Annotated in this window: 12 protein-coding genes; 6 read left to right on the top strand and 6 right to left on the bottom strand. The window is 62.6% G+C overall.

Annotated features, from left to right (window positions below; genetic code table 11):
- Positions 1 to 138 precede the first annotated feature (138 nt).
- The 5 genes from ACGYLC_RS02855 (at position 139) to dxs (ending at position 4,561) form a co-directional block, all read left to right on the top strand.
- Positions 139 to 651 carry a MarR family winged helix-turn-helix transcriptional regulator gene (locus ACGYLC_RS02855; protein ID WP_067264985.1) on the top strand — a complete coding sequence of 171 codons (513 nt, stop codon included), beginning with the start codon at positions 139 to 141 and terminating at the stop codon, positions 649 to 651.
- The gene (locus ACGYLC_RS02850; RefSeq protein WP_067264987.1) at positions 648 to 1,349 is read left to right on the top strand and encodes a response regulator; all 702 of its coding nucleotides are present in this window, start codon (positions 648 to 650) and stop codon (positions 1,347 to 1,349) included. The genes ACGYLC_RS02855 and ACGYLC_RS02850 overlap by 4 nt, the downstream gene beginning before the upstream one ends.
- Before the next feature lie 109 nt (positions 1,350 to 1,458).
- Positions 1,459 to 1,701, top strand: coding sequence for an exodeoxyribonuclease VII small subunit (locus ACGYLC_RS02845; RefSeq protein WP_394421565.1), 243 nt, complete (start codon positions 1,459 to 1,461; stop codon positions 1,699 to 1,701).
- A gap of 8 nt (positions 1,702 to 1,709) precedes the next feature.
- Complete coding sequence (locus ACGYLC_RS02840; protein WP_394421564.1) at positions 1,710 to 2,591, top strand: polyprenyl synthetase family protein; 882 nt, start codon at positions 1,710 to 1,712, stop codon at positions 2,589 to 2,591.
- A 41-nt stretch (positions 2,592 to 2,632) separates the two neighbouring features.
- Positions 2,633 to 4,561 (top strand): 1-deoxy-D-xylulose-5-phosphate synthase, encoded by a 1,929-nt coding sequence (dxs, locus tag ACGYLC_RS02835; protein ID WP_394421562.1) that lies wholly within the window; start codon positions 2,633 to 2,635, stop codon positions 4,559 to 4,561.
- Here dxs and ACGYLC_RS02830 read toward each other — a convergent pair.
- From ACGYLC_RS02830 to ACGYLC_RS02810, 5 genes are all read right to left on the bottom strand, one after another.
- Positions 4,558 to 5,151, bottom strand: a complete 594-nt coding sequence (locus ACGYLC_RS02830; RefSeq protein ID WP_394421561.1) for an exopolysaccharide biosynthesis protein — start codon at positions 5,149 to 5,151, stop codon at positions 4,558 to 4,560. The two genes, dxs and ACGYLC_RS02830, sit on opposite strands and share 4 nt — an antisense overlap.
- Before the next feature lie 26 nt (positions 5,152 to 5,177).
- Positions 5,178 to 6,032, bottom strand: a complete 855-nt coding sequence (locus ACGYLC_RS02825; RefSeq protein ID WP_394421822.1) for an SDR family oxidoreductase — start codon at positions 6,030 to 6,032, stop codon at positions 5,178 to 5,180.
- A 106-nt stretch (positions 6,033 to 6,138) separates the two neighbouring features.
- Positions 6,139 to 8,022, bottom strand: a complete 1,884-nt coding sequence (locus tag ACGYLC_RS02820) for a polysaccharide biosynthesis protein (RefSeq protein ID WP_394421560.1) — start codon at positions 8,020 to 8,022, stop codon at positions 6,139 to 6,141.
- 242 nt (positions 8,023 to 8,264) lie between these two features.
- Entirely contained in the window at positions 8,265 to 8,876 is a 612-nt protein-coding gene (locus ACGYLC_RS02815; protein WP_394421559.1) for a sugar transferase, read from the bottom strand.
- A 10-nt stretch (positions 8,877 to 8,886) separates the two neighbouring features.
- A complete protein-coding gene (locus tag ACGYLC_RS02810; RefSeq protein ID WP_394421558.1) occupies positions 8,887 to 9,735 on the bottom strand; it encodes an NAD-dependent epimerase/dehydratase family protein in 849 nt (282 codons plus the stop codon).
- Positions 9,736 to 9,921: 186 nt separating this feature from the next.
- On the opposite strand from ACGYLC_RS02810, the gene ACGYLC_RS02805 reads away from it, so the two are divergent.
- Entirely contained in the window at positions 9,922 to 11,040 is a 1,119-nt protein-coding gene (locus ACGYLC_RS02805; RefSeq protein ID WP_394421556.1) for a polysaccharide biosynthesis/export family protein, read from the top strand.
- A 2-nt stretch (positions 11,041 to 11,042) separates the two neighbouring features.
- Here the strand turns inward: ACGYLC_RS02805 and ACGYLC_RS02800 are convergent, their stop codons facing one another.
- On the bottom strand, positions 11,043 to 12,287 hold the full coding sequence (locus ACGYLC_RS02800) for a glycosyltransferase family 4 protein (protein WP_394421555.1): 1,245 nt from the start codon (positions 12,285 to 12,287) through the stop codon (positions 11,043 to 11,045).
- Between the last annotated feature and the right edge of the window lie 14 nt (positions 12,288 to 12,301).

Here is a 12,301-nt window from a genome sequence, read left to right as displayed (position 1 = left end):
CAAAAATTGCGCAAAAATCGGCAGATGCAGACATTTAATTGCGCAAAACACGAGATTCGATAGCCTTTCACTATTGGAATGTCAACAACGCTGACGTAAACTGATCCCCAACAGGCCCGAGAAAGAATGAGACATACTATGGCGGACGGGCGTATGATGGCCCCTAGCAGCGGCGACAGCCTGCTGTTTTTGACGGACGAACAACTGCGGCAGGGGATCGAGGCGATGTTCTTTGCCTATCGCGGTTTCACCGCCGATCCCGACCGGATTCTGGCCGATATGGCCTATGGCCGCGCACATCACCGCGCCATCCACTTCATCAACCGCGCCCCCGGCACGACGGTGAACAACCTGCTCAATATCCTCGGGGTCACGAAACAATCGCTCAACCGTGTCTTGCGCACGTTGATTGCCGATGGTCTGGTGCAGAGCAAGGTTGGCCGCAATGACAAGCGCGAGCGGCATCTGTTCCTGACCGACGAGGGTCGCAAGCTGGAACAGGAGCTATCGGACGCGCAGCGCGCGCGGATGCGTCTGGCCTTTCGCACCGCCGGACCCGAAGCCGTGGCCGGTTTCAGAACGGTATTGGAGGCCATGATGGATCCCGAAATGCGCCAGAGCTTTGACCGGCTGCGCGAAAGCGCCCCATGAACGATCTCGACCCGCATCTGCTGGTCGTCGACGACGACGAGCGGATCCGCAGCCTGTTGAAGAAATTCCTGATGCGGAACGGCTTTCTGGTCAGCACGGCCCGCGACGCGGCCCATGCGCGGCGGGTGCTGGCGGGGTTGGAGTTCGACCTCATCGTGCTCGACGTGATGATGCCCGGCGAAGACGGCATGGCCCTGACCCGCGCTTTGCGCGAAACCCTGCAAACGCCAATCCTGCTGCTGACCGCCAAGGGCGAGACCGACAACCGCATCGAAGGGTTGGAGGCCGGGGCGGATGACTACCTGCCCAAGCCCTTTGAGCCAAAAGAACTGCTGCTGCGCATCAACGCCATCCTGCGGCGGATGCCCGACACCTCTGCCGCCGACACCGCGCCAAAGGTGCTGTCGCTCGGCGTGATCCGCTATGACATGGAGCGGGGCGAGATGTGGCAGGGCGACGATCTGGTGCGCCTCACCGCGACCGAGGTGCAGCTGATGAAGATCTTTGCCGCCCAGCCCGGTGTCGCGCTCAGCCGTGCCAAATTGGTCGAAGAATTGGGCCGCGACCGGGGGCAAGCGCAGGAACGTGCCGTCGACGTGCAGATCACCCGCCTGCGCCGCAAGATCGAAAGCGATCCGAAACAGCCGCAATACCTGCAAACCGTGCGCGGCGCGGGCTATATGCTGGCCCCGGACTGACCTCGCCCCGCCTGCTCAAACAGGCCGGTAAAATTCATCGCGCAAGTCTGCTGGCAATGCGCGGCGCGAAGTTCTATTGTCGCGCGAAATTCCGACAACGAGGCGCGCAATGTCCGACACACCCGTAGAAGAGATGAACTTTGAGACCGCCATGGCCGAGCTTGAGAAAGTCTTGGGCCAGCTTGAAAACGGCAATGTCGCATTGGACGAAAGCATCGCGCTTTACGAACGCGGGGCCAAGCTTAAGGCGCGCTGCGAGACCAAGCTGAAAGAGGCCGAAGAGAAGGTCGCCGCGATCACGCTCGATGGCGATGGCAACCCGAATGGGCTGAAACCCGTCGACGGGCTTTGACCGCCCGCATGAAAGAAACCACCCCCCGTCCCTTGGCAGAGGCGCTCGCCCATGCCCGCGATCTGGCGCAAGCGCAGATCGAGGCCGCGCTCGGCGCGTATGACGGCCCCGTTGCCGAGGCGATGCGCTATGCCTGTAGCGGCGGCAAGGGGCTGCGCGGCTTTCTGGTGATCGAATCCGCCCGGCTGCATGGCATCGCCCCCGGCATGGCCGCCCCGGCGGCGGCGGCGATCGAGGCGCTGCATGCCTATTCGCTGGTGCATGACGACCTGCCTTGCATGGACGACGACGACCTGCGCCGGGGCCAGCCCACGGTGCACCGCAAATGGGATGAGGCAACTGCCGTTCTGGCCGGTGACGCGCTGCAAACGCTGGCGTTTGAACTGCTCGGCCAAGCGCCCTGCCCGGCGGAGCCGCGTCTGGCCTTGATGACCAGCCTCGCCCAAGCGGCGGGCGTGGGCGGCATGGTAGGCGGCCAAGCGCTGGACATCGCCGCCGAAACCGCCCCCGCACCGCTGTCGCTGGCCGAGATCACGGCGCTTCAGGCGGGCAAGACCGGCGCGCTGATCGAATGGTCCGCCATGGCCGGGCCGCGCATGGCCGGTGCCGATGCCACCGCCCTTGGAACTTACGCCAAACACCTCGGTCTTGCCTTTCAGATCGCCGATGACATCCTCGATGTCGAAGGCGACGCCGAAACCCTGGGCAAGGCGGTCGGCAAGGACGATGCGGCGGGCAAGGCCACTTTCGTGTCCCACCTTGGGTTGGCCGGGGCCAAGACCCGCGCCGCCGAATTGGTGGACATGGCCTGCGACGCCCTATCTGAATATGGACCAGAGGCGCAGAGCTTGCGAGCCGCTGCCGCCTTCGTTATTGCCCGCGACAGCTAGCCGGGCGGCACATGCGCCAATGCGGCACCAGAGAGGCCCCGATGAGTGACAAACCCGCCACACCCCTGCTTGATCAGGTCACCCGCCCTGCGGATCTGAAACGCCTGTCCGATGCCGAACTGACCCAAGTCGCGCGGGAGTTGCGGGCTGAGACGATCTCGGCCGTGTCGGAAACCGGCGGGCATCTCGGCGCGGGCCTCGGTGTGGTGGAACTGACCGTTGCCCTGCACGCGGTTTTCGACACGCCGCGCGACAAGATCATCTGGGACGTCAGCCACCAGTGCTACCCGCATAAGATCCTGACCGAACGCCGCGACCGTATCCGCAGCCTGCGCATGAAGGATGGGCTGTCGGGCTTCACCAAGCGCAGCGAATCCCCCTACGACCCCTTTGGCGCGGCGCATAGCTCGACCTCGATCTCCGCCGCTCTCGGCTTCGCCGTGGGCCGCGATCTGGGCGGTGTGATCCCCGAAGGACTGGGCGACGCGATCGCCGTGATCGGGGACGGTGCGATGAGCGCGGGCATGGCCTATGAGGCGCTGAACAACGCGGGCGATCTGAAGAAGCGTCTGATCGTGATCCTCAACGACAACGAGATGTCCATCGCACCGCCGGTCGGCGCGATGTCGAGCTATCTCAGCCGCCTCTACGCCGAGGCGCCGTTCCAGGACTTCAAGGCTGCCGCCAAGGGCGCGGTGAGCCTGCTGCCCGAGCCCTTCCGCGAGGGTGCCAAACGCGCCAAGGATATGCTCAAGGGCATGGCCGTGGGCGGGACGCTGTTTGAGAACCTCGGGTTTTCCTACCTCGGGCCGATCAACGGGCATGACATGGACCAGTTGCTGCCGGTGCTGCGCACCGTGCATCAGCGCGCGACCGGGCCGATCCTGATCCACATTCAGACACAGAAGGGCAAGGGCTACGGCCCCGCCGAAGCCGCGCGGGATCGCGGCCATGCCACGGCCAAGTTCAACGTGGTGACGGGCGAGCAAAAGAAAGCCCCCTCCAACGCGCCGAGCTACACCCGCGTTTTCGCCGACAGCCTGCTGGCCGAGGCCGCCGAGGACGACAAGATCTGCGCCGTAACCGCAGCTATGCCCGACGGCACCGGCCTTGACCTCTTTGCCGAACGCTACCCCAGTCGCTGTTTCGATGTGGGCATCGCCGAGCAGCATGGCGTGACCTTCTGCGCGGGGCTTGCGGCTGCCGGGATGAAACCCTTCTGCGCGATGTATTCCACCTTCCTGCAACGCGGCTACGACCAAGTCGTGCATGATGTCGCAATCCAGCGCCTGCCGGTGCGTTTCGCCATCGACCGCGCCGGATTGGTCGGCGCGGACGGGCCGACCCACGCAGGCGCCTTCGACGTGGCCTTCCTCGCCAATCTGCCGGGCTTCGTGGTCATGGCCGCCGCCGATGAGGCCGAGTTGCGCCATATGGTCGCCACCGCCGCCGCCCATGACGACGGCCCCATCGCCTTCCGCTATCCGCGCGGCGAAGGGCGCGGGGTCGAGATGCCAGAGCGCGGCACCCCGCTGGAAATCGGCAAGGGCCGCATGATCCAAGAAGGCAGCAAGGTCGCGCTTCTGTCTTTCGGCACGCGTTTGGAAGAGGTCGAGAAAGCCGCCGAACAGCTTCGGGCCAAGGGCATCACCCCCACCATCGCCGATGCCCGTTTCGCCAAGCCGCTGGACCGTGAAATGATCCTCAAGCTCGCCCACGACCACGAGGCGCTGATCACCATCGAAGAGGGCGCCGTGGGTGGCTTTGGCAGCCATGTGGCACAGCTGCTGGCGGATGAGGCGGTGTTCGACAAGGGGCTCAAGTTCCGCTCCATGGTGCTGCCCGATACCTTCATCGATCAGGCCAGCCCGGCGGATATGTATGCCGTGGCGGGGATGAACGCCGAACAGATCGCCGCCAAGGTGCTCGCGGTGCTGGGGATCGGCGACTTGGACGCGCAGCGCGCCTAACTGGCGGCGGTCAGCACCAGCAGTGCGCCCGCAGCCAGTGTGATCGCCACACAGAGATAGCCCAAAAGCACGAAGAGCCCGTCGCGGGTGAACAGCCCAAACACCAAGAGGGCGACGGTGCCCGCCCCCAGCGATGACATCATCGGCAGTACCTCCATAAAAGGCCAGCCGAGCGGGATGATCGTGACCACCACCAGCGTGATGAACCGCATCGGCCCGGTGGTGAGGAACTGAAGGCGCGGCTTGCAGCGTCCGTCGACGAAAGCGCAAGGGCGGCGCAGAAAGCGCACACAGCCACTCAACCGATGGCCCGCGACCTCGCGCCGCAACAGAAACTGCGGCATCCATAGCCTGCGCCGTCCGGTCACCGCCTGCACGGCCAGCAGGATGATCGTCACCGCCGCGAGGGTCGAGACGCCGGGAATGCCCGACAGGGGGGAGACCAGCAGCAAGGCGACGATCAGGATCAGAGGGGTGATCGAACGGTCGCCGATCTCATGCAGCACGTCGTTGATCGACACCGCTTCCTTCTCTGCCGCGCGCTCCATGCTATCCAGCAGATAGGCCAACGTGTGTTCGTCTTGACGCATGCGATGCCTCGGGCGATGCCTTGGATTCAGTCTTCCGCCTCCAGCAGCGCGGCCAGACCAGAACGGTAGTCAGGGTAGATCGGTTGCCAGCCCAACGCCGCCTTGGCGTGATCGTTCCGGACCTTCTTGCTCTCTGCGTAAAAGCTGCGGGCCATGGGGGTCATCTCAGCCTTGTCGAAGTCCACCGCCGGGGGCATAGGCAGATCCAAAAGCGCGGCGGCATGGCCGATCACATCCTGCGGCGGAGCGGGATCGTCGTCGCACAGGTTATAGATCGCCCCCGGCTGCGGCGCGGCCAGCGACAGTTCCAAGGCTTGGGCGATATCCTCTACATGAATGCGTGAGAAGACCTGCCCCGGCTTGATGATGCGCCGCGCCGTGCCCTTGCGGACCTTGGCGAAAGGCCCGCGCCCGGGGCCGTAGATGCCCGCGAGCCGGAAGATATGCAGCGGTAGGCCGGGAATCGCGCCCCATGCCGCCTCGGCCTGCACCCGCGCCGCGCCGCGCCGGGTGGAGGGGGTGAGCGGTGTCGTCTCATCAACCCAAGCGCCCCCGTGGTCGCCGTAAACACCGGTGGTGGACAGATAGCCGACCCACCGCAAATGGGGGGCCGCTGCGGTGATTTCATCCTGCAGTTCCAGCAAAACCGGATCCCCCTCCGGCCCCGGCCCGGCAGAGACCAATAGGTTGGGAACCTCTTGCAAAAGCTCAGACAGATCGCTGCCGGGCCAGAGCATGGGCTCCACCCCCGACGCTGCGATCTCATCCAGTTTTTCGCGGCTGCGGGTCGTGCCGATGATGCGCCAGCCCTGCGGCATCAACCGGGCCGCCAAGGCACGCGCGCTATAGCCATGGCCGAGGGAAAGAAGCGTTTTATCCATGCCGCCAAAGTGGCCCGCATGGGCCGCGACCACAAGCGGCAAGCGGTGGATTTACTCTTTCAGAAGGTCGATCCGCTGCGATCATTAGAGCCTACCCTGCACATCGCTATGAGGACTTTCGCAACGCCTCAGGCGGGGCAAACCCTTCGACCCAGCGGTACACCACCTGACGCGCCAGTGCTTCGTCATTCGCCACCAGCGCTTCACGCAGGTCTCGCAGGGCCGAAGCGATTTCAAGTTCGTGCAGCCCGTTTTCCCGCGCGGAATAGATTTTGGGATGCGCCGTATTGATCAGCAGACCACTCAACGTGAGTTCTTCGGTCATCTTTTCACCGGGGCGCAAACCAGTGATCTCAATCTCGATATCGCCATCGGGGTTGTCTTCGTCCCGCACGGTGTAGCCGGCGGTCTCAATCACCTGCCGCGCCAATTTGAGGATCGGTACGGGTTTGCCCATGTCCAGAACAAAGACCTCGCCCCCTTGGGCCAGCGATCCGGCCTGTAGGACCAAGCGCACAGCCTCTTCGACCGTCATGAAGTAACGCGCCACACCCCGGTCTGTCACCGTCAACGGGCCACCGCGGCTGACCTGCTCTTGGAACAGTGGCACGACCGACCCGGAGGACCCCAGAACATTGCCGAAGCGGACCATGGAGAAGATGACACCGCCCGGACCGCCATATTTGCGCGCCATATCCTGAATAACGAGTTCGGCAAGCCGCTTGGACCCGCCCATGATATTGGTCGGGCGCACGGCCTTGTCGGTGGATACGAGGATGAAACGCTCTACCCCTGCCCGGGCGGCCTGTTCGGCCAAAGCATGGGTTCCAAGGACATTGTTCACCAGCCCCGACAGCGGGTTCGCCTCGACCAAGGGCACATGTTTATAGGCCGCGGCATGGAGGACCACATTGACCCCGTGTTGCGACAGCACTTTGCGCAGTTGCCGGGTATCCGTTACCGTCCCCAAGACCGAGACGATCTCAATATCGCTGCCCTCGGCCAACTGGCGAATCTCCATGTCGGCGTTATAGAGGGCCAGTTCGCTCAACTCGAAAAGCACCAGTTTGGTGGGCCGGCACAGCAGCACTTGGCGGCACAGTTCCGACCCGATGGAGCCGCCTGCCCCCGAGACGAAAACCACTTTGCCCGCATAGCTTTCGCCACCTTCGTTAATCAAAGGCGCGACCTCATCCCGGTTCAAAAAGCGGCTCGGAGAGACGGGGGAGAGCTTGTCGACCAAAGCCTCTTCGCCGATCAGCTGCGCGAAGGAAGGGAGGGTTTGCACCTCGAGACCCAGCTTCTCCAACCGTCGGGCGATCTGGGCCTGTTTGGGGGTGCTGAGCGACGGCACGGCCAGCAACACGCGGTCGATCTGCTTTTCGACGGCAAGTTCCGCGATGCCCCGTGGCGAATAGACCGGCAGCTTCGAGACGTTGAGCCCCTGAAGCGCGATATTGTCATCAACAAAGGCAATCGGTTCGATCGTTTCATGGCCGCGCAGGGCCGAAACCAGTTGCGTCCCCGTGGTGCCCGCGCCGTAGATCAAAACACGGCACCGCGCGTCGCCCGTCCGGTAGATTTGCAAAACGATATGCAACAAGATGACCCGCGACAGCACCACAAGAGAGAAAAAGATCGCTCCGAACATCACATGCACGCCGATAGGGAAATCCAGCCCCAGAAGGGTCGCGCCCAGCAGGGATACGGCTGCAAGGGTGGTCCCCAGTATCGCGGTGCTTCCGACCGCTACGGTTTCATAGGCATTGAGTTGCGTGGTGCAGACCCCCAAGCGGATCGAAACGATCACACCGACGATCAGGGTAAGGGGCAGCGTCAGGGCATAATTTAAGAAAACAACGACGAAGGGTTCAGGCAGCCCACGCACCGCCAGCGCGAGGATGGCAGCCAGTAAAATCAGACAGGAGTCGAGCGCCAGCATGATAACACGCTTTTGCCGCTTGGTCAGCGACTTGATAATGCTCAGCATGCGCCGCTCCCCTGTTTACGGCTGTGTTCGAGAATGCACTGCACTCTCCGCCTGCGCACTACCATCTTCTGTCCTTGGCACCGATGCACCAAACTAAGGGCGAAAACGGCCAAACGCGCATAATACATCGCCATCCGAATCTACAACTGCTTAAATATGCGGCAAACAATGCCACGCTTTGGTTAACAAAACCAATTCTTAACATATTTGCTTAACGGCGTCTCGTGCGACCACCGTAAACTTTAACCACGGCTAAAGAGGTTCTGGACGGTTTGCAGCATTAGATCAAAATCGAAGCAGACGCTTTGGTGGCGCTGATAGATCAGATCAAGCTGCGCCTTGCGCGGGACACAGACGCGACAATAGACATGATCGGTTTCTGCCGCGGTCTCGCAGCCTGACAGCAGCCGTTCTTCATGTTTGTGAAACCGGATCGTGGCCAGTCCGGTCACGCCGGGCCGGGATTTCAAAACCTTGCCGTAAACTTCGGGGAAACGCTCGACGTATTCACGCAGCGGCGGGCGGGGGCCGACAAAGCTCAGATCACCGCGCAGGATGTTCCAAAGCTGGGGAAACTCATCCAAGCGCCGCGCCCTGAGCCATGCGCCCGTGGGGGTGATCCGGGCAGCCTTGTTGCCGCCCGACACGCCCTGATCCTCTTCGGCCACGGTCATCGTGCGCAGCTTCCAAAGCTTGAAACTCTCTTTCGGCGTTTTCATCCGCTCGGCCACATGGAAAAGTGGCCGTCCCTCTTTGACCAGCAGCCAGACCAGCAACCCCAGAAGGATCGGCCCCAGGATGACGACAAGCAGGCTGGCGAAGAACAGATCGAAAATGCGCTTGCGCCAAGTCATTGATGGGTCTTCATCGTTTGTTCATATCCTGCTGCCATTCTCGCACCAAACCGGCGGGCGTTTGAGTTTCTGGCGCGAAATCAAAGTGGCTTTCAAGTGCATTCGTATCCAGCCGCACCTCGGGAATGGCGGAAGCAGGGGCCGGCTTGGGCTCCCACGCCAGCCCCGCCGCATCCAACAACGCATCCATCTCGACCGCGCCGGGAGCCGCGATGTTCAGAATGGGCGGCAGATGTTCTACATGGCAAAGCGCGTGGAGCACCCGCGCCAAGGTCACCGGCCCGATGTAACTGCGGCTTGGCGTGCGGCCATTGGGGAAGCGATCAATCAGCATGCCCGGTCGCCAGCCGCCGAGGATCGCATCCGCCCCCGCTACGTTGCCGATCCGCAGCGCGGTGACTGCGGTCTTTCCGCTCGCCTCATGCACCGCCTGCTCCATCGCAAGCTTCTGCCTGCCGTACTCCGAAAGCGGGGTAGAGGACAGACCCTCTCGCAGCGGGCCATCTGCTGCGCCGTAGACCGCCGCCGATGAGGCGACGAGAAGCCGCGGGACGCCTGCCACCTTTGCCAAGTTCAGCGCAGCTAAGGCGAGGGTGGTGTTATCTTCTAAGGCGGCAGCCCTGGACCCCGTCCGGGCTGGCGTCACACCCGCCAAAGAGATGATCGCCCTTGCCCCACGTGCGGCTGCGAGGGCCGCATCGCTGGGGGTCTCTTCCGCATTCGGTAGCTTGAAATCATAAAAGCCGGGACGCGGCTCTCTTGACTGACTGCGCAGCGCCTCCGGCCTCGGCCAATGACGGCGCAACATGCCGCCCAGCCGACCCGTCGCGCCAAGTAAGACCACGCCGTCGAATGCCACCCCCCTGTCCGAAGCCGCACTGCCCATTGAAATCATTGACGCCATAGGTTCAGTCATTATCCTGCCGAATTGGAATTGTAATCATAGGCCGCGCAGGCAGCATCCTGCGAGACCCGTTATTTTACATTAGACTTTGATTAAATACCCCGGTTTGCCGGCAACACATTCGGAAGCGATGCGCATCTTATGAAGCACTTCAGCAAGCTGTTCCTCTCGATCCTGCTGGCATCCTCTCTCGCGGCCTGCGCGAGCCTTCCGCGCGGCGCCGCCATTCAGAAAGAGGTGACACAGGCGGCGGAAACTCCGGATGCGGATATCGCTGTCTATCCGGTGACCCACGCCTTTCTGCCCCATGTCGCCCAATGGCCCCGAACAGATGGGAAGCGCCATAGTTGGATTGGCGCCAGCCGGGGGTCGAATGCCCAAGTCATCCGCCCCGGCGATCGGCTCGACCTTTTGGTCTGGGACAGCGGCGATAACTCCCTGCTGACATCACCGGCTCAACAAGTCGCCACCCTGCCCGGCATTCGCGTCTCAGAAAGCGGGACGATCTTCATGCCCTATATCGGCAAGGTCAAAGTCTCTGGCCGCACACCAGATTCGGCCCGTCAATTGCTGCAACGACAGCTTGAGGGGATCGTGCCCTCCGCACAGGTGCAATTGGCAATGACCGAAGGGCGCAGCAATTCGGTTGACCTCGTGGGCGGGGTGAACAAGCCCGGCAACGTCCTGATGCCGGACAACAACTTCACCGTTCTCGCCGCCATCTCGGCTGGCGGCGGCGTGCTCCCCAGCATCGAAAACCCGCAGGTCAAACTGCTGCGCGGCGCCAATATCTATACCACCTCGATCGACCGGCTTTATGAGAACCCAAGCCTCGATACCCGGCTGATCGGGGGCGATAAGCTGATCATCGAAGATGACCGCCGCTATTTCCTGTCGCTGGGTGCCGCCGGGCGAGAGGCACAGTTTCCCTTCAACCGCGACGAAGTCTCGGCGCTGGACGCATTGGCGATCATCGGCGGGGTGAACGAATCCCGCGCCGACCCCGAAGGCATCCTGATCCTGCGCGAATATCCCGCCAGCGCGGTGAGTACGGGCGTGCGCGGCCCGCGCCGCACGCGGGTGGTGTTCACGCTGGATCTCACGACATCCGACGGGCTGTTCTCGGCGCGGAATTTTCACATTCAATCCGGCGATCTGGTGCTCGCGACGGAAAGCCCGCTGTCGGATACCCGCACCATTCTGGGCCTTGTCGGATCGGTCTTCGGGCTGGTGAATACCGCCGGAAACCTCGGCAACTGACCCTAGCCGATCCGCTTGCCCTCGGGCACCAATGCGTTGATCTGCGCGAGGTGTTCGGGCAGGCAGCGGGTCAGGAAATCGTAGTTCTCGACCACATGCGCCCGCGCCGCCGGGCCGAGATGGGCATGGTCCTGCGGATGGGCAAGCACCTCTACCACCTGTGCCGCCAGCGCATCGGGGTCGAAGAAATCCACCAGCAGGCCGGTTTTACCATGAGTCACGGCCTCGCGCACCGGGGCCACGTCGGAGGCGACGATCGTGGCCTGCATCGACATGGCTTCGAGCAGGGACCAAGACAGCACGAAGGGCATCGTCAGATAGATGTGGCAGCGGCTGATCTGCACCAGCTTCTTGAAGTCGGGATAGGGCACTTTGCCCACGAAATGCACGCGGTCCCAATCGACCCGATCCTGCAACTCTGCCGCCATCTCTCCGCGCAGACCGCCGGGATGATCGCTCTGCTTGCCGTAGGAGACCTCATTGCCGCCGACGATCACCACCCGCGCATGGGGCCGTTCGGCCAAGATACGCGGCAGGGCGCGCATCATCGTGTGAAAGCCGCGCGTCTTTTCCAGATTGCGCGCGACATAGGTGATGATCTCATCCTCGCGCGTCACGGGCCGCGCCAAACGCCCCAGACGCAGGCTTACATCCGGGTCGGGCAAGAGCTGATCGGTGCGGATGCCGTCGTGACAGACATAAAGCTTGCGGTGAAAGCTCTCGGGGAAACGGTCGCGCTGCCATTGGGTCGGGCAATGGCCCAGATCGACGGTCTCGATATTGGCCAGCGGCACGATGTTGCGGGCATGGTTGAGGTAGGGCGCATGGGCCGAGATTTTCTCGGCAGGGTCAAAACCTACCATCCCGCCGGTCATGTTATAGTAATACTCGAAATAACCGATGATCGGCACATCCGGCCAAAGCTGTTTGAAAAAACTCAGCTCTCCCCAACCGACGTGACCGATGATGATGTCAGGGCGAAACCCCTCTCGCGTTTCGATCTGCTGGGCGGCGTTGACGGCGCCAAACCCATTGCCCGAAGCTTCCTCCCAAATGCGCGACAGACCATAGGCCTTCTCCTCGGGGCGGTGATGGGGGCGATAGACACGGGTTTCGACCCCCGGCAACTGCGGCGCGTTCTGACGTTGGGTCAGAAAATAAATGCGATGCCCGCCCGCCTGCGCCAGCCATTGTATCAATTCTCGATATTGGCCGGGCATGTTCTGATGCACAAAGAGAAAATTCATATAGCCGTTCCACA

This window comes from Sulfitobacter sp. 1A12157 (genome assembly GCF_043557345.1).
Classification (GTDB): domain Bacteria; phylum Pseudomonadota; class Alphaproteobacteria; order Rhodobacterales; family Rhodobacteraceae; genus Sulfitobacter.
The sequence above is the reverse complement of the archived record's forward strand: the minus strand, read 5'-3'. Positions and strand labels throughout refer to the sequence as shown.

Excerpts from the sequence above, each read along its gene's own strand:
- ACGYLC_RS02855 (WP_067264985.1), top strand. The coding sequence starts at position 139 with ATGGCGGACGGGCGTATGATGGCCCCTAGCAGCGGCGACAGCCTGCTG.
- ACGYLC_RS02850 (WP_067264987.1), top strand. The coding sequence starts at position 648 with ATGAACGATCTCGACCCGCATCTGCTGGTCGTCGACGACGACGAGCGG.
- ACGYLC_RS02845 (WP_394421565.1), top strand. The coding sequence starts at position 1,459 with ATGTCCGACACACCCGTAGAAGAGATGAACTTTGAGACCGCCATGGCC.
- ACGYLC_RS02840 (WP_394421564.1), top strand. The coding sequence starts at position 1,710 with ATGAAAGAAACCACCCCCCGTCCCTTGGCAGAGGCGCTCGCCCATGCC.
- dxs (WP_394421562.1), top strand. The coding sequence starts at position 2,633 with ATGAGTGACAAACCCGCCACACCCCTGCTTGATCAGGTCACCCGCCCT.
- ACGYLC_RS02830 (WP_394421561.1), bottom strand. The coding sequence starts at position 5,151 with ATGCGTCAAGACGAACACACGTTGGCCTATCTGCTGGATAGCATGGAG.
- ACGYLC_RS02825 (WP_394421822.1), bottom strand. The coding sequence starts at position 6,032 with ATGGATAAAACGCTTCTTTCCCTCGGCCATGGCTATAGCGCGCGTGCC.
- ACGYLC_RS02820 (WP_394421560.1), bottom strand. The coding sequence starts at position 8,022 with ATGCTGAGCATTATCAAGTCGCTGACCAAGCGGCAAAAGCGTGTTATC.
- ACGYLC_RS02815 (WP_394421559.1), bottom strand. The coding sequence starts at position 8,876 with ATGACTTGGCGCAAGCGCATTTTCGATCTGTTCTTCGCCAGCCTGCTT.
- ACGYLC_RS02805 (WP_394421556.1), top strand. The coding sequence starts at position 9,922 with ATGAAGCACTTCAGCAAGCTGTTCCTCTCGATCCTGCTGGCATCCTCT.
- ACGYLC_RS02800 (WP_394421555.1), bottom strand. The coding sequence starts at position 12,287 with ATGAATTTTCTCTTTGTGCATCAGAACATGCCCGGCCAATATCGAGAA.